Origin of the sequence: Acinetobacter sp. SwsAc2 (assembly GCF_013391465.1) — a bacterium.
Lineage (GTDB): Bacteria > Pseudomonadota > Gammaproteobacteria > Pseudomonadales > Moraxellaceae > Acinetobacter > Acinetobacter johnsonii.
The window spans coordinates 227,596-252,073 of sequence record NZ_JACBEZ010000001.1 but is presented as its reverse complement, the minus strand read 5'-3'; the positions used below and the strand labels follow the sequence as shown (position 1 = coordinate 252,073).

23 protein-coding genes and 2 pseudogenes are annotated in these 24,478 nt (G+C 41.1%); 4 read left to right on the top strand and 21 right to left on the bottom strand.

Going from position 1 to position 24,478, the window contains the following annotated elements; genetic code table 11:
• The coding region (locus HYI04_RS01200; RefSeq protein ID WP_031991246.1) for a hypothetical protein at positions 1-215 on the top strand (215 nt) is incomplete at its 5' end.
• A gap of 12 nt (positions 216-227) precedes the next feature.
• Here HYI04_RS01200 and HYI04_RS01195 read toward each other — a convergent pair.
• The 3 genes from HYI04_RS01195 to HYI04_RS01185 form a co-directional block, all read right to left on the bottom strand.
• The gene (locus tag HYI04_RS01195; protein WP_178895794.1) at positions 228-380 is read right to left on the bottom strand and encodes a hypothetical protein; all 153 of its coding nucleotides are present in this window, start codon (positions 378-380) and stop codon (positions 228-230) included.
• Between the two features lie 432 nt (positions 381-812).
• On the bottom strand, positions 813-1,325 hold the full coding sequence (locus tag HYI04_RS01190; protein ID WP_306172594.1) for a pilin: 513 nt from the start codon (positions 1,323-1,325) through the stop codon (positions 813-815).
• A 243-nt stretch (positions 1,326-1,568) separates the two neighbouring features.
• Positions 1,569-1,739, bottom strand: coding sequence for a hypothetical protein (locus HYI04_RS01185; RefSeq protein WP_178895792.1), 171 nt, complete (start codon positions 1,737-1,739; stop codon positions 1,569-1,571).
• Between the two features lie 535 nt (positions 1,740-2,274).
• On the opposite strand from HYI04_RS01185, the gene HYI04_RS01180 reads away from it, so the two are divergent.
• The 3 genes from HYI04_RS01180 (at position 2,275) to tfpZ (ending at position 3,934) form a co-directional block, all read left to right on the top strand.
• Positions 2,275-2,733: a pilin gene (locus tag HYI04_RS01180; protein ID WP_178895791.1), complete on the top strand. Its 459-nt coding sequence runs from the start codon at positions 2,275-2,277 to the stop codon at positions 2,731-2,733.
• A gap of 78 nt (positions 2,734-2,811) precedes the next feature.
• Positions 2,812-3,195 (top strand): hypothetical protein, encoded by a 384-nt coding sequence (locus tag HYI04_RS01175; protein WP_178895790.1) that lies wholly within the window; start codon positions 2,812-2,814, stop codon positions 3,193-3,195.
• A gap of 4 nt (positions 3,196-3,199) precedes the next feature.
• Positions 3,200-3,934 (top strand): TfpX/TfpZ family type IV pilin accessory protein, encoded by a 735-nt coding sequence (gene tfpZ, locus HYI04_RS01170; protein WP_178895789.1) that lies wholly within the window; start codon positions 3,200-3,202, stop codon positions 3,932-3,934.
• Positions 3,935-4,005: 71 nt separating this feature from the next.
• Here tfpZ and HYI04_RS01165 read toward each other — a convergent pair whose 3' ends face one another.
• From HYI04_RS01165 to HYI04_RS01080, 18 genes and pseudogenes are all read right to left on the bottom strand, one after another.
• Positions 4,006-4,365 (bottom strand): hypothetical protein, encoded by a 360-nt coding sequence (locus HYI04_RS01165; protein WP_178895788.1) that lies wholly within the window; start codon positions 4,363-4,365, stop codon positions 4,006-4,008.
• Between the two features lie 3 nt (positions 4,366-4,368).
• Positions 4,369-5,421: pseudogene (locus HYI04_RS01160) on the bottom strand (hypothetical protein); the annotation flags it as partial.
• 31 nt (positions 5,422-5,452) lie between these two features.
• Entirely contained in the window at positions 5,453-5,761 is a 309-nt protein-coding gene (locus HYI04_RS01155; protein WP_256732860.1) for a hypothetical protein, read from the bottom strand.
• Positions 5,762-6,011: 250 nt separating this feature from the next.
• The gene (locus HYI04_RS01150) at positions 6,012-6,548 is read right to left on the bottom strand and encodes a hypothetical protein (RefSeq protein ID WP_004994346.1); all 537 of its coding nucleotides are present in this window, start codon (positions 6,546-6,548) and stop codon (positions 6,012-6,014) included.
• Positions 6,549-6,863: 315 nt separating this feature from the next.
• Positions 6,864-7,424, bottom strand: a complete 561-nt coding sequence (locus tag HYI04_RS01145; RefSeq protein WP_178895787.1) for a TPM domain-containing protein — start codon at positions 7,422-7,424, stop codon at positions 6,864-6,866.
• Positions 7,418-8,491 carry a YgcG family protein gene (locus HYI04_RS01140; protein ID WP_178895786.1) on the bottom strand — a complete coding sequence of 358 codons (1,074 nt, stop codon included), beginning with the start codon at positions 8,489-8,491 and terminating at the stop codon, positions 7,418-7,420. The genes HYI04_RS01145 and HYI04_RS01140 overlap by 7 nt, the downstream gene beginning before the upstream one ends.
• Positions 8,492-8,528: 37 nt before the next feature.
• Positions 8,529-9,119, bottom strand: coding sequence for a LemA family protein (locus HYI04_RS01135; RefSeq protein WP_004978062.1), 591 nt, complete (start codon positions 9,117-9,119; stop codon positions 8,529-8,531).
• 150 nt (positions 9,120-9,269) lie between these two features.
• Positions 9,270-10,148, bottom strand: coding sequence for a metal-dependent hydrolase (locus tag HYI04_RS01130; protein WP_178895785.1), 879 nt, complete (start codon positions 10,146-10,148; stop codon positions 9,270-9,272).
• Positions 10,149-10,372: 224 nt separating this feature from the next.
• Positions 10,373-11,794, bottom strand: a complete 1,422-nt coding sequence (locus HYI04_RS01125; protein WP_151835964.1) for an FAD-dependent oxidoreductase — start codon at positions 11,792-11,794, stop codon at positions 10,373-10,375.
• A gap of 72 nt (positions 11,795-11,866) precedes the next feature.
• Positions 11,867-16,342, bottom strand: coding sequence for a glutamate synthase large subunit (gene gltB / locus HYI04_RS01120; protein WP_178895784.1), 4,476 nt, complete (start codon positions 16,340-16,342; stop codon positions 11,867-11,869).
• A gap of 447 nt (positions 16,343-16,789) precedes the next feature.
• A complete protein-coding gene (locus HYI04_RS01115) occupies positions 16,790-17,629 on the bottom strand; it encodes a hypothetical protein (protein WP_178895783.1) in 840 nt (279 codons plus the stop codon).
• 7 nt (positions 17,630-17,636) lie between these two features.
• A complete protein-coding gene (gene aroB / locus HYI04_RS01110; RefSeq protein ID WP_178895782.1) occupies positions 17,637-18,722 on the bottom strand; it encodes a 3-dehydroquinate synthase in 1,086 nt (361 codons plus the stop codon).
• Between the two features lie 30 nt (positions 18,723-18,752).
• A complete protein-coding gene (gene aroK, locus HYI04_RS01105) occupies positions 18,753-19,286 on the bottom strand; it encodes a shikimate kinase AroK (RefSeq protein ID WP_178895781.1) in 534 nt (177 codons plus the stop codon).
• Positions 19,287-19,323: 37 nt separating this feature from the next.
• A complete protein-coding gene (pilQ, locus tag HYI04_RS01100) occupies positions 19,324-21,402 on the bottom strand; it encodes a type IV pilus secretin PilQ (protein ID WP_178895780.1) in 2,079 nt (692 codons plus the stop codon).
• Positions 21,403-21,421: 19 nt separating this feature from the next.
• Positions 21,422-21,949, bottom strand: coding sequence for a pilus assembly protein PilP (locus HYI04_RS01095; protein WP_178895779.1), 528 nt, complete (start codon positions 21,947-21,949; stop codon positions 21,422-21,424).
• A complete protein-coding gene (locus HYI04_RS01090; RefSeq protein ID WP_062032268.1) occupies positions 21,949-22,671 on the bottom strand; it encodes a type 4a pilus biogenesis protein PilO in 723 nt (240 codons plus the stop codon). The genes HYI04_RS01095 and HYI04_RS01090 overlap by 1 nt, the downstream gene beginning before the upstream one ends.
• Positions 22,668-23,324: pseudogene (locus HYI04_RS01085) on the bottom strand (PilN domain-containing protein). The gene HYI04_RS01090 and the pseudogene HYI04_RS01085 overlap by 4 nt, the downstream one beginning before the upstream one ends.
• On the bottom strand, positions 23,324-24,382 hold the full coding sequence (locus HYI04_RS01080; RefSeq protein ID WP_062032273.1) for a pilus assembly protein PilM: 1,059 nt from the start codon (positions 24,380-24,382) through the stop codon (positions 23,324-23,326). The pseudogene HYI04_RS01085 and the gene HYI04_RS01080 overlap by 1 nt, the downstream one beginning before the upstream one ends.
• Positions 24,383-24,478 lie beyond the last annotated feature (96 nt).

Below are 24,478 nucleotides of genomic sequence, written 5' to 3'. Positions count from 1 at the left end.
AAAAAGGCACATGCGAAAATATGAATGGTTTAATTAGGCAATATTTACCTAAAGGGATTGATTTAAATCAGGCAGATCAGCATTATTTAAATCAAGTTGCCATGTCACTGAATACTCGTCCTAGAAAAGCGTTAGATTGGCTTACACCATTAGAGAAATTTGCTCAGCTTGTTGATTATCATAAGACTTTTCAAACTGTCGCACCTCATGTTTGAATTCGCCAGCCTTTAGAGATAGGTTTGTGCAACAAAGCCCATATAAGGTATAAATAGGATTTTAACAATCGATGCTAAAATAAATTTTTTATGCTTTACAAAATCCACTTTCCCTTTTAAAAAGTTTACCGAAAAATAATAATAATCATCATAAGGGTTATTCATACGCTTATCGTAGTAAACAATCCAAAAAAATATTAATAAAAAAATTACTGGGGAATAAAATAAAGCATCATTATAAAAATTAATATAATATTCAAAATCTATTACACAAATAACAAACAATGAAAATAATAAACAAAACATCCATATTAAAAAAAATGTAAAAAATTTATAAAATATTCTTTTAAAATTACTCTTCCTCTTTATATTCAAATATTTATTTTTTTTATATTATCTCTATACAACACAAATAGACCAAAAAAAATACAGAAAAAAATTATAAATCTTACATAAATTTCATAGTCAATATATTCTTTAGCAGTAACACCTAAAACCAAACATAATATAAAAGCTAAAACTATGGATAAACTGGTTTTAATCATAGTGTTTCCCAAAAATAAGCTGCCTAATACGACAGCTTATTTTTTTTATTAATTAAGCACCTGAAGTAGAACCACCTGAAGTAGAACCACCTGAAGTAGAACCACCTGAAGTAGAACCACCTGCAGCAGCCACTGTACGGCAGTTAGACGGTACATATTTAGCATTATCAGCAGAATCTACAGTACAAGTCCACTCAATTGGTGCACCTGGAGCTGTCCCCGCTGCAATTGCAGCACCCGCAGAAGTTGGTGTTAAAGTAATTACTACACCTTTAATTGCAGCAGTACCAGTTACAGTAATCACACCACTCCCTGTATTTACACCTAAGCCAGCAACAATAGGTGTTGCTGCAGATGCGGTAACAGAAGCAGATGCTGTTCCAGTACCAATTGGAGTAACACCTAAAGCTAAATCAGCAGCACCATTTGCAGCATTTTCAGCAATCGTTGTTTTTGCCGATGATGCTAATGATAGTGCTTCCGTCGCTTTTGCACGAATGGTGTAATCTTGATAAGCAGGAATCGCAATCGCAGCAAGAATACCAATAATGGCAACAACGATCATTAATTTATTACATTCCATAAGTTATTTTATATGGACACATATTAAGTTATTGAATTACCTTGTTTTACTTCATTCTTCATTTTGTCCATATGGACAGGCTTTTTGATAGACAAAATTTTGATTTTTGTCCATATCAGAAAATAGCTTTTGTTGATTGCGATAGGATTAATTTTATAAAAGCAGACTGATCAGGAGATATTTTACAATTTTGATAAGCTAAAAATGGAATAAAAAAATCCAGACTCATTTATAAGCCAACTTCTGTATTTCTTCTTTATGCTGAAGAATTACACGTCTTGCATGATGCAGAACAATGCGTCTAGTTGGTTCGTCATCACCAAATTGCATAGGCAAAGCTTTTATTACTGAGCGAGGTATCCGTTCATTATTTTTAAAGTCTGCTAGTCGTTTCATTCTATCCTCTTTCATCCTTTGGATGCTGCCATTTACATGGCATAACTATTGATATCCAGAATCTCCAAATAATATTTGGTAAAAACATCGAGCTTCATACTGTTCAAATGAATATATAGATCACGAAATTTTTCATTTATATCTTTTGTATTGTCAAGTTTAAGGAGAATAAAAAGTTATTCACCCATATTATTCTATGTTGGTGCCCAACCATGACATTCAACCAATATTTGCTACTCTGATTTTTGGGCTGTAATAAAAGGCATGTAATAATCAATCAGTTCTCTCTTCATAGTAGCTGTCTGTCAGCTTCAACGCACCACAAGAAATATGGCGCAACTTACAGAACAAAACTGACATTTTTTGTCACTTAATTACATAAAATTACGTAACGCAGTTTTAAGATTTATTGAATTTCTATAATTTATTGATTTCTTAGTAAATAAATGAGTAATATCCATTGGCACACTTTGTGCAAACTATAAACTAGCTTACAAAGCTTATAATTAAATTAACAACATTTGTGGAGAATGTTATGCATACAATCCAGAAGGGCTTTACGCTCATCGAACTTATGATTGTGGTCGCTATTATCGGTATTTTGGCTGCAATTGCGATTCCGCAATATCAAAATTATACAGTTAAAGCAAAAATTGGTAATGCATTAACTGCTGCAGATACATTGAAAACAGAAATTGGGCTATGTGCTCAAGAAACAGGTGCATTAACTGATTGTGATACAGGAAGTAATGGTATTTCTACTTTTGCTGCAACTAAAGAGGTTGCTTCAGCTTCAGTTGAAAATGGCGTGATTACAATGGTTATGGCTTCTGGAATTAATGCTGCAGGTGTAGATGGTAAGAAAATTGCTTATACTCCTACTTTAAATGCTACAAGCATTACTTGGTGTATTGCTACAAATATTACGCATGTAGCAGGTAAAGAATTAGTAGAAAAACAAAGTGTGGGTACGTGTACAGCTCCTAGCACATAACTCAAATAAAAAAAAGACTGGTTCGCCAGTCTTTTTTTATTGATAAAATTTAGCAACTAATGAGTAAATAAAAAGATTATGCTTAAAAAGTATAAGTTTCAAGCATTGGGTGAAGAAAATAATTATCAACAATTTCCAGAGGAAATTGAAACTAATAATCATATTCTCTTTCACGGAACTGCAGAAGTAAATTTTGAAAATATTAAAAAGCAAGGTTTTCAACCAAAAGCTGATGGTGAATTAAGTAGTATCTCCTTCGCTAAAAAAAGCTCATTGGCATTGAGTTACGCTTGTGCAGGTAGAAACGATCTATCTCCAAAAGGTATAATTATTATGGTAGATATTTCAAATATAAAACAAGAATGTATAGTGGAGCAAGACTTCGGTATTCATTTATCACCTAAATTCCAACCTAAAATTATTGGCTACTGTTTAGTTCCTGAAAATTATAAGTTTAAGTAAAAATATGTCAAAACGCCTAAAATTTTTTCTAAGCCATTTATCTATTTCATTTCTGATTGCTCTACTTGTTGTCGGGCTTGTATTTTTCATCTGGTATCCATCCCCTTTAGCGCAAGCTGTTGGAGTGACTCATATCTTTTTAATGATGTTAGCGATTGATGTGATTGTGGGACCAGTCTTGGGTTTATTGGTCTATAAAGAAGGCAAAAAAACACTTAAATTTGACCTTAGTGTGATTATTCTCATTCAAATCGCGGCTTTATGTTATGGGGTATTTAGCATTGAACAAGGTCGCCCAGCATGGTTAGTATTCCATGTGGATCGTTTTGAGTTAGTGCGAAAAAATGACCTTATTCTAGAAAATATTGACCAAGTACAACCTCAATTTCAACAGGTATCATGGACTGGTCCACAATTTGTTGCAGTGAAATCAGCCGTTAGTACTCAGCAACGCCAAAATGATATGTTTACCGAGGTATTAGGCGGCATTTCCCTTGCTCAACAGCCTGATCGTTATATTGAACTCACTCAAGCTAAAAACCAAATTCAAAAACCTGCATTGCCGCTTGTAGAACTGCAACAGTACAACCAAAAAACAAAAGTTGAAAAAACTTTAGCCAAATATCCAAAAGCAGATGCGTGGCTACCGTTAAAAGCCAATGCAGTCGATATGGTGGTTTTAGTGAATAAAGAATCTGCGAGCATCATCAAAATAGTAGACTTAAGACCGTGGGAATAATTTTAACGGCATATTTTTTAACTCCGTTTATTAAAAAGCCACTAAGTTCATAAACTGAGTGGCTATATCAATCAAATAGTCCGAGTACTTTGCCTCAACTCAAAATTTTCTAGCAATAAAGAATTACACTTTTCCAAAAGCTTTTCATAATCTTCTTTCAGCTGCTCATAATCACTTTTTACCGCCTTGGTCTTAGTTTTCGCTTGCTCAATCCGTTGTGCAGGCGAAAGAACATTTTGCTCTGCTGCCTGTGCAGCTTGCTCAATAGCCTCAATTAATGCAGCATGACGGCTCTTCTTAATTGAACCACGCTTACGCCCAGCTTCCATTGCAACCGTATCGTTATTAATGGCAGAGCCTTTCGGTAGAACAATCGGTTTGTTGGCTTTTAATCGCTCTAAAGCAGCGTAATAATCATTAAGTGCACTCATATTTTACACCTCAATATTAATCGTTTTAATTTTTTGAATCATTTTGTTTAAAGCCAAAATCTCACTGTCCATTTGCCCGTATAGCAGACTGTTCTGTACTTGCATATCTCGCTGCCGTTGTAGTCGATGAACCGCTTTTTGCATTTTTTCAGCACTTGTTGCATCAAACACAGCATGGGCACAACTCAAACAACTGGTAATCGCAGTAAATGAAATTTTTTCGCAAGAATCAGGATTAGTACAAGCACCCAAAAGACTCGGTTTGTAAGCAATTTCCCCTTTTTTCATGCGCTTAATGGTTTCATCACGATTTGGGAAAACCTTCAGCAATTGCTCACGGTCTTTTTGTAGTTGTAAATACGTTCCCGCACCACCGAGCAAGCGACTAGAACTATTAATTACACCATCTTCAAATTGTGCATAAGAATGCACCAAGCGCTGATATTCCAGTTCTTGAATAAACTCTTTTTGACTGTCACTCACTAAAATATTTGGTGCAAATACCGCATTATTACGGTAATACAACGTCATAGACTCTGTTAGATGCTTAAATTGGACTGACAAAGCGCCAAGTCCGATCATGCCTGAACGAGCGCCATAAACTGCAAGCGAACGTCTAAATTGATGGGTACAGATATTCCAGTACTCACCAACTTGGCAGTCTTTTTCTTCTCGCCAATTGCGGAAACCATCAAAAGCTTCAAGCTCGGCGATATCACTTTCTGTGATTTTCAACCCATCTCCAAGCAAGACAGAAATACGGCTTAAATACTGATTAAAATTAGACTGTGTTCGAGTCGGAGCACCCTCAAAATTAGAGATAAAATCCGTTTCATGCTCAATATTGCGGTTATTTTTATTTCGATGCTTTTGCGAGTTTAGCGTTGGGAATAATGGGTATTCAGCAGAATTAGACATATCATAATGTGGGTTGAGCAGGGCGTAGACTTCACCAATACTTTGTGCTGCATTTACGCCTACTTGAATATCTGCAAACGTGATCCAATACGTCGATTTATTTCCACCACCATGCAACTTGGAGGTATAACCCATAATGAAGGCAGTCTGTAAAGCAGATTGTAAATGCTCAAATTTTTTTTATCGGTGTAGGAAAAAAACTACTAGGAAGATGCTCAGAGGTTTTAAAAAATAGGCAACCACTCTCTTTATCCTCACCAAAATATTGATAACCCTCTGGTAGAATCTGTGAATCTTTAGGTTTGACATGATGGATCTGGTGTTGTAGGTCTTTTAAGCTTTCGTGAATTGCTTCCATACGATCAGGGTAAGTGACCACAAGTTTCGTATCCCACAGTGATAAAATTGCTGGTTCAGTTATTTTGGGTAACTGTTCTAATAACCAGTCTGGTAATTGTTTTAATTCAGTCTGTTGCATTTTTAGTTATCCTATTTTTTAACAATTTCAACATGTTACATACGTTACACAACATAATTTGTGTAAGTTGAGTATAAGTTAGCCCATAGGAGTATATTGTCACACAATGGCTTCGACAAGCGTCCGACTAAGCTCACGCCGAAGTCTCAGCCAACAGTTTCCTGAGCTTATTGAAGGAAAAATATTCCCCGTTTATTTTATACGACTCACTTACCTTTCCATTGAGCCATTATAGATTTTTCATCTTGGTTTAGATGTTCAAAAAGCTTGAGTTTCCTTTCTTTAGTTTTTCTATATAAGCCTCACATTGAGCAGCTAAACCAAGATGATATTTTAAAGCGCTTTCCACTCTTGCTGTCACATACTCAATACTTTGAATTTCACGCTGCTGAGCAAAGACTTGAATCGCAGGATGTAACTGTTTTGAGCAACTTGCATCATTGCTAAAGTATTTTAACGTCTTGGTTTTGGCAAAATAAATTGCAGCAAACAATCGCCCATCTTTAAAAACAATCGCTGATGAAGCATCTAAACTGCTTCCAGACCGACCTTCATAATACAGAGCCTCATCTGTCTTTAGTAAATAGGGCGCTGAGTAATTATCGAAATTAGATTGAAATTTTAGATAATCATGCTTTAACAATGTTTGAAGTTCTGTTTGGATTTTTGGATTCAAAGCAATTTGAGGAATTGATGAAATATCTGAATATTGAATTAAGTCTAACGCTTGTGCATGAATCAATGTAGGAAGAAACAAAAGAAGAGCAAAGGAATATTTCTGCTTCATAGCGGGAACGGATCTGTCGATTATTCGATGATGTCCATATTGACTTACTTATGGATTGTTCATTTTATGTGGACACTTATGGAGTATCGATAAGGGTGAAACCCTTTTGAACTGATTTCATAACATTCTCCACAAATGTTTTGTTAATTTTTTATAAGCTTTTTAAGCTACTTTGTAATTAGCATGTATTATGCCAACTTTTATTATATTTATTTTCAAATAAAAAACAGCACTTTATTTCACTATTTAAAAATTTATTTTTGAACATTGTATTTTTATGTAAAAAACTGACAAATATTGTCAACTTCCCTCTTTCTAGTTCAACATAATTGGCGAATTGCTCAATTCATCAGCTTTGTCTTCTATTTTATTGGCATAGAATTGATCCAAAATAGTCCCGATTTGAGTTACGCCATCGACTAAAGCCTGCCGATACTGTTGCTGTGACATTTTTTTAATAACACTCTGACAGACCTCATTCCATACCTCCTGTGTGGTGGCTTGCTGTATCCCACGGTCAATCACAATCTCGACTTTGCGCTCACACAAGTTCAAGTAAAGCAAAATACCACTATTCAATTCGGTATCCCACACACCAAGCTCAGCAAAAAGCTGTTTTGCACGTCCACGAGTATCTAAATAATAGGCTTCTCGTGCGGGCATATGTCCTTCGATCACCACTTGAATTTCACCAACATGGCCTTGTTCGGCTTCAGTCACCGCTTGCGCAATCGCATGTTGATCTTGCTGATTAAAAAAGCGTTTGCTCGCTGGCATATGCAGTAAATGCTTTAGCCAACGCTTAATACTCGGTTGTACAACTTCATCTAGCTTTGGTTTAGTGACGATTTCCGTCGTTTCAGTCGTTGTTACCATGACCCTGATGCTCCTCCACCGCCGAAGCCGCCGCCCCCGCCACTATATCCACCACCACCAAAACCACCGCCACCACGACCTCCGCGCCCGCCTCCACCGCCAGAGGAGAGAAAGAGCTGAAAAATCGTTTGGGCTAAGGTCGTGATGAGTAAAAAGAAAATCCCACCACCAATCAGTAAGCTGGTGATTAAGCCTGCTCCATTCACCAAACCAGCCACGATGCCTGCAACTGCTGCAGTCGAGGCACTTAAACGTTTACCCACGACAAAAGATCCTATTGCGCCAGCAATTAAGATAAATAAAGCCGTACTAAAAGTTTTACTTTTGGCTTCCTGCTCTCGAATAGCTTGATCTTGGCGTTCTTGTAGTTCTTGCGCCGCTTGGGCTGCAACTTCAGGATCAAGATTTAATATCCGTTCAATTTCAGAAAGCCCCGCATTGATCCCTTGAGCATACTGAGCTTGCTTAAAATACGGTGTGATTTGTTGGTTAATAATGCGATTCGCAATAATGTCAGGAATGACGCCTTCCAAACCATAACCCGTAAGAATCTGCATACGCCGGTCATTAACGGCAATTGCTATCAGCAACCCATTGTCCTGTTTTGCTGAACCGAGCTGCCACTGGTCTGCAATACGCATGGCAAAACCAAAAATATCCTCTTGACCTGTAGTCGGGACAATCACCACGCCTATTTGGGCTTTTCCTGTGTCATGCAAGGCACGAATTTTTTGGCCAATGGTTTGCTTATCTTCAGCACTTAAAATATGTGCTTGATCGATCACGGGTTCATTTAAAGTCGGTAATGCCCGTATCGATTCACCTTCTGCCATATCATTGGCAACGAGCGGTTGTGACACCGCATCAGCATTGGTAGAGCTTACATTATTAAAACTCGCCGCTTGCTGACCTTGAATCATCTTTCCAGCAACGACTGTTTCCTCAGCATCATCTGTCGCTGTAGCAACCTCTGCCCATGTTAAAGAACTTAGACACAACAGTCCTGATAAAATGAATGCAACCATCCATTTATACGAAAACTGTAAGAACTGCTGCTGCCCTATCATTCATTCACCCTATGGTTGCGATTACTTTAAGTCACCGCTAGTTAAATGACACTGTTGGTGCTTTTTGCGCGCTTTGCTCTGCACTAAAGTTCGGTTTGGTGTCCATCCCAATCACCTTCGCGGTCATGACTTGTGGGAACTGGCGTGAATAGGAGTTAAAGTCTTGCACCGTAGTAATATAGCGATTACGCGCCACCGCAATGCGATTTTCGGTACCTTCGAGTTGAACCTGCAAATCACGGAATTGTTCATTGGCTTTTAAATCTGGATAGTTTTCTGAGACCGCAATTAAACGCGACAATGCTCCTGTCATTTGCGCCTGCGCTTCTTGATATTTTTGGAATAATGCAGGGTCTTCTAATACTTCTTTATCGACTTTTAAACCTGCCACATTGGCACGAGCTTGTGTGACTTCGGTTAGGACTTGCTCTTCATGTTTAGCATAACCCTTTACCACATTCACCAAGTTTGGCACCAAATCTGCACGGCGTTGATATTGGTTTTGTACTTCCGACCACGCAGCTGTAACTGCCTCATCTTTGACCTGCAAGGTATTATAACCACAGCCCGATAGCGTTAACGTGCTCGCGAGGGTAACAACGACAGCAGTTTTTTTCATAAAATTCATTCAGCTATCCTCTTTCTTTTGTATTTATTGCAATAACCTGATTGTAAACACATTTGATTATCCTTTTGTTGCTTTTAGTTAAAGCATCTAAAAATGAAAAAACCGAGTGAACTTCACTCGGTTTTTATTACTCATTTCTTATACTTAACATTAAACAACCGCATGCAACTCCTGCTGAAAACCTTCTAATTGATAGTCTTCTGCTAAACGAGTTTTCCAGTATTTCAACAGTTGGCTGTAATCAATGTCAGAGGGATGAAAATTGGTTTTATAATAGGACAGATATTCAGGCAGTAATTGTACAAACATCTTCGCCAGTAAATACAACCCAAAGAGATTCCCGCCCAATTTCGGTATACTCTTTTTACGATCTTGTAAAAATAAACGGCTGGCCGAGTAAAAAGTTAAACTGGCAAAGCCTGTCGTTACACTGCGCATAATTAAACGGCGAATCTTGTCATCACCATACACATCTTGATAAACATCAAATGCAACTGCGCGATGCTCAATTTCTTCAATGGCATGCCACACCCAGAGTTTAACCGCATCATCATCCAAGGTACTCAATACCTCAGGATGTCTTAAGATATAGCCGCCTAGAAGTGCGGTAAAATGCTCAAAAGCGCAGGTGATTGCGAGCTGAATTTTAGGATGCAGATTTTTCACATAATCATCTTTACGCGCCAACCACGCCTGAAAACGGTCGAGATTATAATCATCACGGCGCCATGCCGTATTAAATGCCGTGTGTGCTTGAGAATGCATCGCCTCTTGACCAATAAATGCCGCAATCTGCGCTTGCAGATTTTCATCCTTCACTTGGTCACGTACATTGCGCACACTATGCACAAAGAACTGCTCACCGATGGGAAACGTCGAAGACAATGCCGTCAGCAAATGCGACATGACTGGTGAATTGGCAAAATAATGCCGACGAATGGCTTTGGGGTTGAATTGCAAACGCCGAATCGTAATACCCTGAGCTTTTGGACGATGTTGATATAGTTTTTCTGTCGTCACTTGAGTCATGTCCATTTCCTAACATTTAACCGAGCGATCTTCAGTATCTGAATTTAGAGGCCATTCACATATGGCAAAAATGCTTAGTGCATTTGCAAATTCGTCCATTTTTATCAGACTCTCCACCAGATCTTTTTCGATTTATCCCGACCCACCTCTTTCATATCATCTCAGGCAAACAGTGATCAATAAAAAAACCCGCCGAAGCGGGTTTTTGTGTTGAACGATTTAGATTAAATGTCTAAATAATCCAAAATACCTTCAGCTGCTTGACGGCCTTCCCAAATCGCTGTGACAACAAGGTCTGAACCACGAACCATATCACCACCCGCAAAGATTTTCGGGTTTGAGGTTTGGAATTTATAAGTTTGCTGTTCAGCTGCAACCACACGACCCGAACCATCAAGGTTAATATTCACATTTGTAAACCAATCCGCAGGGCTGGTACGGAAACCAAATGCCAATAACACCGCATCTGCCGGTAAAATTTCTTCTGAACCCGGAATTGGTTCTGGACTGCGACGACCACGGCTATCAGGCTCGCCAAGTTGAGTCGTAACCACTTTCACGCCCGTGACTTTGCCATTTTCACCGACGATTTCAATCGGTTGACGGTTAAACAAGAAGTTCACCCCTTCTTCTTTGGCATTTTGCACTTCACGACGTGAACCTGGCATGTTTTCTTCGTCACGACGGTATGCACAGCTTACCACTTCTGCACCCTGACGAATAGAGGTACGGTTACAGTCCATTGCTGTGTCACCACCGCCAAGAACAATCACTTTTTTACCTTCAACACTGATGTACTCACTTGGGTCTTTTTCCCAACCTTGAGTACGGTTGACATTGGCAATCAAGAAATCCAATGCATCATAGACACCATTAAGGTCTTCACCTGCAAAGCCGCCTTTCATATAGGTATAAGTACCCATACCCATAAACACCGCATCGTATTCTGCAAGTAGTTGATCGATGGTGACATCTGTCCCAATTTCAGTATTTAAACGGAATTCCACGCCCATACCCGTAAAAATTTCACGGCGACGCTTCATCACATCTTTTTCCATTTTAAATTCTGGAATACCAAAGGTCAGTAGACCACCAATTTCAGGGCGTTTGTCGAATACAACAGGTTTAACCCCGCTACGCACCAAAATATCAGCACAGCCTAGACCCGCAGGGCCTGCACCAATGATCGCGACTTTTTTATCTGTCCACTTTACTGAAGACATATCTGGACGCCAGCCCAGTGCAAACGCAGTGTCATTGATATATTTTTCAGCGTTACCAATGGTCACTGCACCAAAACCATCGTTTAAGGTACAAGCCCCTTCACATAAACGGTCTTGCGGACAAACACGACCACACACTTCTGGTAGCGTGTTGGTTTGGTGACACAGCTCTGCTGCTTGGAAAATACGACCCTCAGCAATCAACTTTAACCAGTTTGGAATGTAGTTATGTACTGGACATTTCCATTCACAATATGGGTTACCACACCCTAAACAACGGTGGGTCTGATTTGCTGCCACTTCCGCTGTAAAAGGTTTATAAATTTCCACAAACTCTGCTTTGCGGACCTGAATCTCTTTTTTCTCTGGATCTTGGCGTGCTACATCCAGAAATTGAAAGTCATTGTTTAGGCGCTCTGCCATGTCTCTCTCCGTGGGTAGGTGCAGCCCGTTTATCTATCGTCTGCACCTGCCTATGTATCAGCAGTAGTGGAATTATTGTGGATCAGCTTGAGTGGTTTTCAACAAAGTCTGTAAGTTGGCAGCTTTCGGTTTCACCAACCAGAATTTACGACTGTAGAAATCAAACTCGTTACGGATCTTGTACGCCCAAGCACTACCAGTCTCAGCAATGTGTTCATCTAAGATACGGCTTAAGAACTCTTTATGTTCTTCCATCGATTCAGTCGAAATACGATTCAGCTCAATTAGCTCGTGGTTGTAATGATCAACGAAGTCATTATCAAGGTCAAGAACGTACGCAAAACCACCTGTCATACCTGCACCGAAGTTATGTCCCACTTTACCAAGTACGGTCACGATACCGCCCGTCATATATTCACAGCAGTGATCGCCTGCACCTTCAATTACAGCGAAAGCACCCGAGTTACGTACTGCAAAACGCTCACCTGCTGTACCTGCCGCGAACAATTTACCGCCCGTTGCACCGTATAAGCAAGTGTTACCAATGATTGCCGTTTCTTGAGTTTGGAAAGGCGAACCTTTTGGCGGGAAGATCGACACACGACCACCTGCCATGCCTTTACCCACGTAGTCGTTCGCATCACCTTCTAATCGAATGTGCAAACCACCTGCGTTCCAAACACCGAGGGATTGACCCGCAGTACCTACCAAGTTCATCTTCACTGGGTGCGCTTCCATGCTGAGGTTGCCATAACGACGCGCAATCTCACCTGAAATACGTGCACCAATTGAACGGTCACAGTTACCAATGGTGAAGTGATATTCACCTGTGGTCCCAGCTTCAATTGCTGGTAGCATTTCTGCCACCATTTTCTCAGCAAGCAAGCCTTTATCAAACGGTGCGTTACCTTCAACTTCACAGTACTGCGCCTTACCTTGCGCAGAAGGATGTGACTCCAGTAATGCGCTCAAATCAAGGTGCGCATGTTTCTCCGTTTCACCTGGAAGCATTTCAAGCAAATCTGTACGACCAATCAAGTCTTTAAGGCTTGAAACACCCAACGCTGCCAGCCACTCACGTGTTTCTTCAGCAATGAAGGTGAAGAAGTTGATGAGCATTTGTGGCTCGCCAATATAATGTTCTTGGCGTAAATGATCTTGTTGAGTTGCAACACCCGTTGCACAGTTATTCAAGTGACAAATACGCAGGTATTTACAACCTAAAGCAATCATTGGCGTAGAACCAAAGCCAAAGCTTTCTGCACCTAAAATGGCTGCTTTCACCACATCTAGACCGGTTTTCAAACCACCGTCGGTTTGAACACGAACTTTACCGCGCAGGTCATTGACACGAAGTGCTTGATGCGCTTCAGAAAGACCCAACTCCCAAGGCGAACCTGCATGGTGAATTGAAGACAATGGAGAGGCTGCTGTACCACCGTCATAACCTGAAATGGTAATGAAGTCAGCATAGGCTTTTGCCACACCTGCTGCAATGGTGCCTACACCCGGCTCAGACACCAGTTTCACTGAAACCATCGCTTGAGGATTGACTTGTTTTAAGTCAAAGATCAATTGTGATAAATCTTCAATCGAGTAAATGTCATGGTGCGGTGGCGGAGAAATTAGGGTTACACCCGGTACCGAATAACGTAAACGTGCAATTAAGCCATTCACTTTACCACCTGGTAATTGACCACCTTCACCCGGTTTAGCCCCTTGCGCCACTTTAATCTGCAAGACTTCAGCAGAGGTTAAATACGCAGGCGTTACACCAAAACGACCTGATGCAATCTGTTTGATTTTCGAGTTACGAATGGTGCCATAACGCGCTGGATCTTCACCGCCCTCACCCGAGTTTGAACGGCCACCAATGGTATTCATCGCAATCGCAATCGCCTCATGCGCTTCAGGAGACAATGCACCTAAAGACATGCCTGCAGAGTCAAAGCGCGGTAAAATCGCTTCTACAGACTCCACTTGATCTAGAGCAATCGAGTTATCTGTTTTTAACTTTAATAGGTCGCGAATTGTTGCCACTGGACGGTTATTCACCAGCTCAGCATATTCTTTAAAGTCTGCATATTGACCAGAACGCACTGATTTATGCAAAGCATTGATCACGTCTGGGTTGAACGCATGGTATTCCTTGTCGAAAACAAATTTCAGCAAACCACCTTGATCGATTGGTTTACGTGTTTTCCATGCAGTTTCAGCCAATTTCTTTTGGTCATTTTCAAGGTCAACAAAGGTTGCACCTTTGATACGGCTTGGTACACCCGTGAAGCATTTTGAAACCACTTCTTCAGACAGACCCACCGCTTCAAACAACTGACCACCACGGTAAGAGGCAACCGTAGAAATCCCCATTTTTGAAAGGACTTTTAACAAGCCTTTTTCAATGCCTTTACGGAAATTCACTTGCGCTTGGATTGGGTCACCCAATAGCTCACCTTTTGCAACCAAGTCATTGATCACGTCATAAGCAAGGTAAGGATAAATTGCTGTCGCACCAAAGCCTAAAATAACCGCAAATTGATGCGGATCACGCGCCAATGCTGTTTCAACAATAATGTTGGCATCCGTACGCAAACCGACATTAATTAAATAGTGATGCACAGCACCAGTTGCCATTAATGCATTGGCAGGCAAGAAACCTTGACGAATTTTCTTATCAGACAGCACCAATAAGGTTTTACCGTCGCGAATCGCTTGCGCTGCTTCTTCACAGATACGCGCAATTGCGGCTTCTAGACCTTCATCTTCCGCATAATTTAAATCGATATCTGCAATTTCATAACCCTTACGACCCAGCGTACGGATTTGATGCATTTTCGAATTTGACAACACTGGGCTTGAAATGATCAAACGATCTGCATGCTCAGGGCTTTGTTCAAAAACGTTTTGCTCACGGCCTAAACACGTTTCCAATGACATCACAATCGATTCACGTAATGGATCGATTGGTGGGTTAGTGACCTGAGCAAACTGTTGACGGAAGTAATCCGACACATGACGTACTTGGCGAGACAAAACCGCCATTGGCGTATCATCACCCATTGAACCCACTGCTTCCTGACCGCTTTCAGCGATTGGGCGAAGCAATTGGTCACGCTCTTCAAAGGTCACCATAAACATTTTTTGTGATGCTTTAAGGTCGTCGCCTTTTAAGCCTTGATCACATAAATATTCTTCAAGCTCTGGACTACCTTGTACACGAACTGAGTTTTCACGTAACCATTCACGGTAAGGACGCATTTTTTTCAAATGCGTGCTGACATCTTTAGTGTCGAGCATTTTACCTGTGAAGGTATCGATCACTAGGATTTGACCTGGACCGACACGACCTTTAGAAATAACGTCTTCAGGCTCGTAGCCCCATACACCAATTTCAGATGCCAGTGTGATGTAACCATTTTTAGTAATTACCCAACGTGCTGGACGTAAACCATTACGGTCCAACATACAAATTGCATGACGACCATCTTGAATCACGAGACCCGCAGGACCATCCCACGCTTCCATATGCTTCGAGTTAAACTCATAGAATGCACGTAAATCAGCATCTAAAGTTTCCACGTTCTGCCATGCTGGCGGAACCAACATACGCAATGCACGGAACAAGTCCATACCGCCGCCCACAAGAATTTCAAGCATGTTATCTAAGCTTGAAGAATCCGAGCCAGTACGGTTCACGATTGGGTTAAGCTCAGTTAAACCAGGCAATAATGGGTTTTCAAACTTTGGCGTACGCGCCATCGCCCAGTTACGGTTCGCAGTAATGGTATTAATTTCACCATTGTGTGCAAGATAACGGAATGGCTGAGCCAAAGGCCAACGCGGCAAAGTATTGGTCGAGAAACGTTGGTGGAACACCACAATATGTGACTCAAGACGTGGATCTGCCAAGTCTGTGTAAAAATCAGCAATCGCTTCAGGCATCATCAAGCCTTTATAGCTAATCACTGTTGAACATAATGTAGTTACATAAAATGAAGCATCATTAGTAAGCTGCTGTTCTGCACGGCGGCGTGCCAAGAAAAGTTTACGGTTAAACTCAACTTCAGATACACCCATTGGGCAGTTCACAATAATTTGTTCAAATGCAGGAAGTGACTGCATCGCAATCGAACCCAAAGCATCGTTATTGGTCGGGACCACACGCCACGCCAATACTCGGCAACCTTCAGATTCAATTTCTTTGCTTAGAATTTGTTTTGCATGTGTTGCAATTGCTGGATCGAGGCTTAAGAACACCGTACCGACAGCAAAAACCTCACTGAGTGTAATATCACTGAGTTTTTTCGCTTCTTCACGGAAAAACTGTTTCGGCATTGCTAAGAGTAAACCGCAACCATCCCCTGTCTTACCATCTGCAGCAATACCACCGCGGTGGGTCATACAGCTCAGACTGTGCATAGCAGTCTTGACAAGATCATGGCTTGCATCACCCTGCATATGGGCGATTAAACCAAAACCACAGTTATCTTTAAACTCATCCGGTTGGTATAAACCTTGAGCGGGAGCTACAGTATTAGGCGATGGCATGTGCATAGCGTACCCTTCTTTCTACAGGCCCTGTCGGGCGTCTAACAATCTAATTACTTCTTGCCGATTCGTTCAATTGACTCATATTCAGATTCTGATTGAAGTACAGCATTTTTTCTTCACACCCAAGATAGACTGATTTTCGTCTTTATGCATGTCTTAATTGAAAAAATGTATGCAGCAGTCACGCACTTATTTAAGGCACTTGGCCGCTACTATTTCGCTCATAAATCGAATCTTTTTTGCGCCAAAACAGTGACATCAACTCAATTCATGCACCATTAAAGCAAATTTTGTGCCAATTATTAATTTTGTATGTTAAGCGCTTTAGTTTTATTAGGTTTGTGTTTTTTAAGTAAAAATCTAGTTCGAAGACAATCAATTTATTGCACTATATTTGTGCACATATGGTATTTACATTTTTTGATGCGCCATAATGAACCAATTTTAATTAAAGGGGTCGGTCACTTCAGGTTCATTTGTTTTATTTTGTGGCGCATTATCTACGCTTGTTTGTGAATTTTGCACATCAACCACATTTCCATCCGCATCACGACGAGTAACCGTCGTCGATGTTGTCGATTGTTTATTTTGTGCAACTGCTGCACGTGCCACTTGTTGACGCGCAGCAAGCGCGGCTTCATCAATCACGGGCACAGCGGCTGGTTTCAACTGCACGGCATAGAGCTTATTGCTAAGTCCAAGTTCATCAGAACCGAGGTCATTGACATATTCAGCATAACTTTCAATTTTTTCAACTTTGGGTTGCACCGACTTCGGCAACGTCAGTTTTAAATCCACCAATGTCTTTTGCGCCTCATTGGCATTTTTATATACACCATAGATCAGCACATATTGCTCAATTTGGTTTTCACCTGTCAGTCTTAAGTAGCTAAAAGCCTGACGATCAGATTGCCTCTGCAAAAAACGCTTAATAATCGCTTCTTCTGAAACTCTAAACAGTTCAATTGTACTGTTCTTTTTATTTTCCTGAATAAACTTGGTACCGCGGAATTCAGCTTCATGCTGCGCGATTGCTACAACACGTGTCGTCATATCCAAAGGTTTTACTTCATCGAGGAATGAGCCTAAATGGGCGGTTGTTGCGACTTTTTCTGGCTGAATTTGCAACTCAACTTCGGATTCAGCCTTTTTTTCTACCTCAACCACAGCCTCTTGATCTGTAATGGCCCAAAAGACTAATGCTCCAAACAAGCATGCCCCTCCGAATGCAAGCCAAATATAATTTTGCTTTGTCTGCCACTGGGTTCGAAGGGTTGTTGCCATAATAAAGTTATGCCTGCTCTTGGTTGGCTAAAATCGCCTGTTTCATCAATTCTACATCAAATGTTTTGGTAATGATGGCCTGCCCTACCGCTTGCATCAAAACCAAACGAACCTGCCCATTCAATACTTTTTTATCATGCGCCATATATGCCAAAAAGTCATCAAGGGGAATCTGCGGACATACTATCGGTAAATTCGCACGTTGAATGATATTTTTTGTACGCACCAAATCTTCTGCGCTGATCCATCCCATACGCTGCGATAGATCTGCTGCCATCACCATACCTGTTGCCACAGCCTCACCATGGAGCCATTCACCATAGCCTAGATAAGATTCAATCGCATGTCCAAAAGTATGTCCAAGATTCAATAAGGCACGCTCACCTTGTTCTTTTTCATCATTGGCGACAATACGCGCTTTATGGGCACAAGAGCGATATACGGCTTCAGCCAGTGCAGCTTCATCACCCTGCACCAAAGCATCCATATGTTGTTCCAACCAAGTGAGAAAGTCAGCATCGCCCAAGAGTGCGTACTTAATCACTTCTGCCAAACCTGCTGATAACTCACGTGGTGGCAGCGTTTTAAGTTGAGACATATCCGCCAAGACCACTTGCGGTTGCTGAAATGCCCCGATCATATTTTTACCCAGTGGATGATTAATCCCTGTTTTACCACCGACACTCGAATCAACCTGTGAAAGAAGTGTCGTTGGCACCTGAATAAAATAGACCCCACGCTGGAAGCATGCTGAAGCAAAGCCCGCCATATCTCCAATCACACCACCACCTAAAGCTAAAACTGTACAATCACGGTTGAAGCCTGACGCTAACAATGCATCAAAAATCAGGTTGAGGTGCTCAATATTCTTATACTTTTCACCATCGGGCAAAATACACGTTGCAACTGTTTTTCCCAACGCTTCAATTGCTGCCACGTAACGTGCTAAATACAAAGGCGCGACCGTTTCATTACTCACAATCATCACTTGGCGCCCATAAATATACGGCTCAAGTAAAGCTTTCGGATCTAAGTCACTACCAATAAAGATCGGGTAACGGCGTTCGCCAAGTTCAACATATAAGGTTTGCATGGATCAAATCACTTCAAAACTGAATCAAAACTACTTCACAAGAATCAAGTTTAAGATACGCTGCGCAAGATCACGTGCAGCCCCTTGATTGGTCTCGATAATATAATGGGCAACTTCACGATATAAAGGATCTCGAACGTTGAGTAAGTCACTTAACTTTTGTTCAGGATTCTCCACTTGAAGCAGTGGGCGATTTTTATCACGATAGGTTCGCTGTAGTTGAATCTCTACAGGAGTATAAAGATAAACAACGATACCCCGTTGTTTTAGGAATACGCGATTTGGAGCCTGAGTCACCGCCCCACCACCTGTGGCCAAGACCAAGTTGGGTCGGGAGGTTAACTCATCGATTACAACCGTTTCACGACTACGAAACCCAAGCTCACCCTCTTTTTCAAAGATCCATGGAATCGTTGCCCCTGTTTTACGCTCAATCTCATGATCGCTATCAAGAAACTCGCGCCCTAACAGTTCAGCTAAATGTCGTCCTACCGTTGTTTTTCCAGCCCCCATAGGCCCTACCAAATAAATATTTGGTAGGGTTTCAAACTCTTTGCTTGGCAAGGAGTCACCTTTTAGATTTGTTCAAATTGAAAATATATTAATGATTTCTTGAAACACTGTCATTAACAATTCGTGGTGTCACAAAAATCAGCAACTCAGTTTGCATGGTAGTTTTGGTATTATTCTTAAATAAATTACCAACTACGGGTAAATCACCTAAGAATGGTACTTTTTGATAATCATTGCGTTTCACATCATCAAAAATACCACCGAGCACGACGGTCTCACCATCTGCAACCAATACATTGGTTTGCAACTCACTGGTATCAATCGCAATACCATCACTAGTAATCGCACCAATGGAGTCTTTCTCAACCATGAGTGCCATTTGAACTTTGCCATCTGGGGTAATGCTTGGAGTCACTTCTAACTTTAAGTTAGCCGCACGGAACTCGGTTTTTAAGCCTTCTGTCGCACTCCAAGTTTGATAAGGAATCTCTGTACCACGCAAGATATAGGCTTTCTGTTTATCGCCAGTAAGTACTTTAGGCGCTGATAACACTTCACCATGACCATCCGCTTGAAGTGCGGTTAGTTCAAGGTTTAACATATAGTCTGAAATTTTCAATAAACCAAAGTTAAACGTACCAGCAGTGTTTGTTGCTAAATCCACACCCAAATCAAAACTTGGCTGGAAATCCCCGCCCCATACTGGGCTACCGCTCAGCTTCTTCGCACTCCACTTAATCCCCAATTCGCGAGAAAAGTCAGTAGTTGCTGTGACAATACGGGCTTCAACCATCACTTGTTTCACCGCCACATCCAGCAAGTCAATCATGCGACGAATCTTGTCAATATTTTGCTGCGTATCATTAATAATGAGCGTATTGGTACGCGAGTCAGAAACTGCACTACCACGAGCACTCAATAAGCTTTCTAAAGCCAATGACTCCGAACCCGCTGTACGATTCGACACACTGCCTTTACTGTCACGGGAGTCTTCTAACAATTTCAACACATCCGCCGATTTTGCATAACTCAATTGAATATAATCAGTTTGAATCGGTGCAAGCTTAATGCTTTGTGCAATGGCTTTAGCTTCATCTTCCTCAGATTTGATCAGTTCAGCTACAGGTGCAATCCAAATCACATTACCACTACGCCGCTTATCCAAGTTCTTGGTTTTCATAATGATATCAAGTGCTTGATCCCAAGGTACATCTTTAAGGCGCAAGGTAATATTGCCTTGTACTGTGTCCGAAGCCACCATGTTAATGCCTGTAAAATCAGCCAAGAGCTGTAATACACGTCGCACTTCAATATCTTGAAAATCTAAAGAAATCTTTTTGCCTGTATAAGCACTTGGTGCTTTAGGCTTCATTGGATTTTTATCTTCAGGACGCTTTAAACTAATGGTGAGCTTATCTTCAGCCTGATAAGCCATATATTCAAAACTGCCATTCGATTGGATCGTGATCAGGCCGTTACTGCCATCGTTTTGTGCATCGATGGTCGATACAGGCGTTGCGAAATCATTCACATTGAGACGGCGCGATAAGTGGGCAGGAATTTTATTCCCCAAAACGCGCACCACAATTTTACTGCCTTGTTGTTTCACATCGACAGGGGTATTGCTACCTTTTAAATCAATGACAACTTGGCCTTCGCCGTCTGAACCACGTTGGAATCCAATATTTGAAATACCTTGCTCTGAACGCGCTGCAGCAACAGGTGTTGCTAGCGCTGGGTTAACTGAGTTAATTTTCAGAATAAAGGTATTACCTTCAACACGTGTAGTAAATGCACCGGCATCAGCCAAATTTACAGTTAAACGTGAACGCTGCGCATCTGAAGTTACATCTACTGTACTTGCTTCAGCCGTTGCCACCGCAATGCTGCCTTGTTTTAAGCTCTGCTGTGCTTTATCAAAATCCAAAACCAAACGTGATGGCTGTTCCAACTGATAGGCTTGCGGCTGTGGTGGCAAACCGTTGAACATGACACGAATTTCTGTTCCCTGTCCCGGAATTTGCATCGGCACAATATTCGTAATACTGACTTGCGCACTTGCAGCCTGCATCACCGCCATTGCAATTGCACCCATTGAAAACTGACGGAACATATGGTTCATCGTATTGCCATCCCCAAATATAAAATCTTTAACACTATTTTTCATTTTTATTCCTTTTCCTTTTTTAAGGCGCCGGCCCAATTAATACTAGGCTTCTCGGGCGCTCGACATAGCCCTCACGCCCATCCGGAATAATTTCAATCAAATCAATTTGTGTAGCGGTGATATTAATCACACGACCATGATTCATCCCCAAATAACTACCACGCTGCACGCGTTCAATTTCACCATCTGGTGTTTGAATCAACGCCAAAATTTGTCCATTTTGACCGCGCATGCTGCCTTTCATGTTCAGCGATTCAATCGCATAACTTTCCAAGGGTTGTGATTGGCGAGCTAGGTTTGGATAAACACGCTTTCCAGCCATAATCTTCAGTTCAGCCGCTAATGAGCTTGGCATGAACGGGCTCTTTAATTGATGTGCGGCATAATTAAAAGTCGGGACAGGTGGAAAATCTGGCGCAGGCTCAATCGGCAATGGTGGCTGATTGCGAATTTCAGCCATTTGCATATTGACCGCATCAATACGTGAATCACAACCGACAAGGAATAGTCCTACGCAGAGACTAAGCATGAGATTTTGATATTTCATTACTGAGCACCTCCTGCATCTGCTTTGGCTGTATTTTCCACACCTGCAGCAGCTGTCGCCCCGACATAACGGTAGGTTTTCGCTTTTACACTATATGAAATTTGCGGAATATCCGTCTTTTTCTCATTATTACTTGATGCTGAGATATCGAAGTCATGCAAGGTCACAATACGCGGCAAAGCTGCAATTCCACTGACAAATGAACCAAAAGAATGATAATCACCCGTCGCTTCAATGGAAATCGGTTGTTCGATAAAGAACTCTTGGCGAATTTCTGGCTCTAAACGAATATTTTTAAACTTTAATCCAGAATTTACGCCGCTCACGTTGATATCTTCAACCAAACCAGGAATTTCAGTTTCTTTCGGCAACTGTTCTAATTGCTGATTGAAATTGGCTTCCATTTCTTGCAATTGCGCTTGATATTGCTGCAAGTTACGTAATTTTGAATCTTTTTCACGAAACTCATTCAGTAAATTTTGCTCTTGCGCATGTGCATTTGAAATCGCATCAAGCTTCGGCTTAATCACGACAAAATAACCCAATGCCCCAATCACTAAAATGATAAAGATCCAACAAGTCAATTTGACTGAAAAGGGCCAACTACCGTAATTGTTTGGATCTAAGGTATTAAACTGTTGAAAAAATTTATCAACCGTCATTTTTTTCTTGGCTACAGCATGGTTTTCTGATGTTAATTCTTCAAATTCATCGCGACTCATTGTGCTGCCCCCGCTGTTGAATTATTAACTGTGCTTGCGGCTTCAGGTGTAGTCGCATCAGGCGCTACTGGCTGTGCAATCTCATCTAAATCTGCCGTGACCACAAAGGTGCCATAGGTTTCTTCAACACGTGGCACGATAGAACTTGGTGCTTTATCTTTTTTCTCTTCAGCAACCAAGAATGAATTCATAAAGGCATTGCGATACCACGCAGATGCTTCGAGATTACGTAAGAATTCCGCAACTGTATTCGGGCTTTCCGCTTTACCTTCAATGGTAAATTTATCACCTGTACGCACAAACTTAATAATGTACATATTACTCGGTGTAACACGTACCATTTCATCGACCAAACGCACAGCCACAGGACGTTGACCTTGCAAGCCTTGGATCAACTTCATCCTTTCAACAATCGCATTTCGCTGTTATTGCAAACCTTCCAATGACTTTAATTGGACATCTAAGTTTTGATTGGTACTCACCACCAACTGATTGGCTTGTTCTTGATCTTCAAGTTTTTGACTGTAAAAAAACCACGCCAAAGCAACAGCTAAAACCCCAACTAATGCAGCCCCAACACAATAGGCAATAAATTCTTTTTTTCGTTTCTCTCTTAACGCATCACGCCAAGGGAGTAGGTTTATTTTTGCCATTAATCAAAACTCCTCAATGCCAATCCACATGCCACCATGAGTGATGAAGCATCATTTTCAATTTTTTTAATGTCGATTTGTGGAGAAAAGCCCATCTGTAAAAATGGGTTGGCAATGGTGACCCGATAACCTAATTTTTGTTGTAATAACTTCGCCAGTCCTGGAATATTGGCATTCCCCCCTGCCAATAAAATATGGTCGATCTCATTAAATTGAGAGGACGCAAAGAAGAACTGCATAGAGCGTGCAGCTTGCTCCACTAAAGCTTCAAGAAATGGCTCAAGGACTTCAATATCATAATCATCAGGCAAAGTACGGCTTTTTTTGGCACGCCCTGCTTCCGCAAAAGATAAACCATAACGGTTTTGAATTTCCTGGGTCAGTTGTTTCCCCCCGAACACCTGCTCACGCGTATAAATGACTTTATTATTTCTCATAACGGACAAGGTGGTCATGGTATGACCAATGTCTAAAATCCCAACGGTATTTACGCCCATTGGAAGCGTATCTGAAAAGACTTTGAATGCATTTTCAATGGCGAAACTTTCAACATCGGCAATCTTAGGCGTTAAACCGCCCAACTCCAATGCTTCGGCACGTGCCTCTACATTTTCAATGCGGGTTGCAACGAGGAGTACATTGACACGATTTGGATTGGCTAAACGGTCTGGAAGGACTTCAAAGTCCAAACTCGCTTCATCTAAAGGGAATGGAATATATTGCTCAGCATCATCACGAATCTGAATTTCACGTTCGTCATCGTTCATATCGGCATCCATTTCAATGATTTTAGTAATCACCATGGACGTCGGAACTGCCAGTGCTACGTCTGTCGATTGAACATTGGCCAAATTTACCGCACGCTCGAGGGCATCACCAACTGCTTCTGGATTCAATATATTTTTTTCGACCACACTTCCTTCTGGTAAAGGGACAAGTGCATAGCTCTCCACCCAATACCGATTGTTTTTAACAGAAAGTTCCAATACCTTAACAGAAGTCGAACTAATATCTACTCCTATTAACCCCTTACTTGGCTTACGATATAACCTGAGCACAGTATCATTCCTATTATTTTTTTATCCCCAAAAAAAGTAACCCACTAATTAGTCCGCGTCTATAATTTTATACGGATACAATAACTCATCTAACAT

Coding starts and splice junctions, on each gene's coding strand:
- HYI04_RS01195 (WP_178895794.1), bottom strand. CDS start 380: ATGAATAACCCTTATGATGATTATTATTATTTTTCGGTAAACTTTTTA.
- HYI04_RS01190 (WP_306172594.1), bottom strand. CDS start 1,325: ATGATCGTTGTTGCCATTATTGGTATTCTTGCTGCGATTGCGATTCCT.
- HYI04_RS01185 (WP_178895792.1), bottom strand. CDS start 1,739: ATGAAACGACTAGCAGACTTTAAAAATAATGAACGGATACCTCGCTCA.
- HYI04_RS01180 (WP_178895791.1), top strand. CDS start 2,275: ATGCATACAATCCAGAAGGGCTTTACGCTCATCGAACTTATGATTGTG.
- HYI04_RS01175 (WP_178895790.1), top strand. CDS start 2,812: ATGCTTAAAAAGTATAAGTTTCAAGCATTGGGTGAAGAAAATAATTAT.
- tfpZ (WP_178895789.1), top strand. CDS start 3,200: ATGTCAAAACGCCTAAAATTTTTTCTAAGCCATTTATCTATTTCATTT.
- HYI04_RS01165 (WP_178895788.1), bottom strand. CDS start 4,365: ATGAGTGCACTTAATGATTATTACGCTGCTTTAGAGCGATTAAAAGCC.
- HYI04_RS01155 (WP_256732860.1), bottom strand. CDS start 5,761: ATGCAACAGACTGAATTAAAACAATTACCAGACTGGTTATTAGAACAG.
- HYI04_RS01150 (WP_004994346.1), bottom strand. CDS start 6,548: ATGAAGCAGAAATATTCCTTTGCTCTTCTTTTGTTTCTTCCTACATTG.
- HYI04_RS01145 (WP_178895787.1), bottom strand. CDS start 7,424: ATGGTAACAACGACTGAAACGACGGAAATCGTCACTAAACCAAAGCTA.
- HYI04_RS01140 (WP_178895786.1), bottom strand. CDS start 8,491: ATGATAGGGCAGCAGCAGTTCTTACAGTTTTCGTATAAATGGATGGTT.
- HYI04_RS01135 (WP_004978062.1), bottom strand. CDS start 9,119: ATGAATTTTATGAAAAAAACTGCTGTCGTTGTTACCCTCGCGAGCACG.
- HYI04_RS01130 (WP_178895785.1), bottom strand. CDS start 10,148: ATGACTCAAGTGACGACAGAAAAACTATATCAACATCGTCCAAAAGCT.
- HYI04_RS01125 (WP_151835964.1), bottom strand. CDS start 11,794: ATGGCAGAGCGCCTAAACAATGACTTTCAATTTCTGGATGTAGCACGC.
- gltB (WP_178895784.1), bottom strand. CDS start 16,342: ATGCCATCGCCTAATACTGTAGCTCCCGCTCAAGGTTTATACCAACCG.
- HYI04_RS01115 (WP_178895783.1), bottom strand. CDS start 17,629: ATGGCAACAACCCTTCGAACCCAGTGGCAGACAAAGCAAAATTATATT.
- aroB (WP_178895782.1), bottom strand. CDS start 18,722: ATGCAAACCTTATATGTTGAACTTGGCGAACGCCGTTACCCGATCTTT.
- pilQ (WP_178895780.1), bottom strand. CDS start 21,402: ATGAAAAATAGTGTTAAAGATTTTATATTTGGGGATGGCAATACGATG.
- HYI04_RS01095 (WP_178895779.1), bottom strand. CDS start 21,949: ATGAAATATCAAAATCTCATGCTTAGTCTCTGCGTAGGACTATTCCTT.
- HYI04_RS01090 (WP_062032268.1), bottom strand. CDS start 22,671: ATGAGTCGCGATGAATTTGAAGAATTAACATCAGAAAACCATGCTGTA.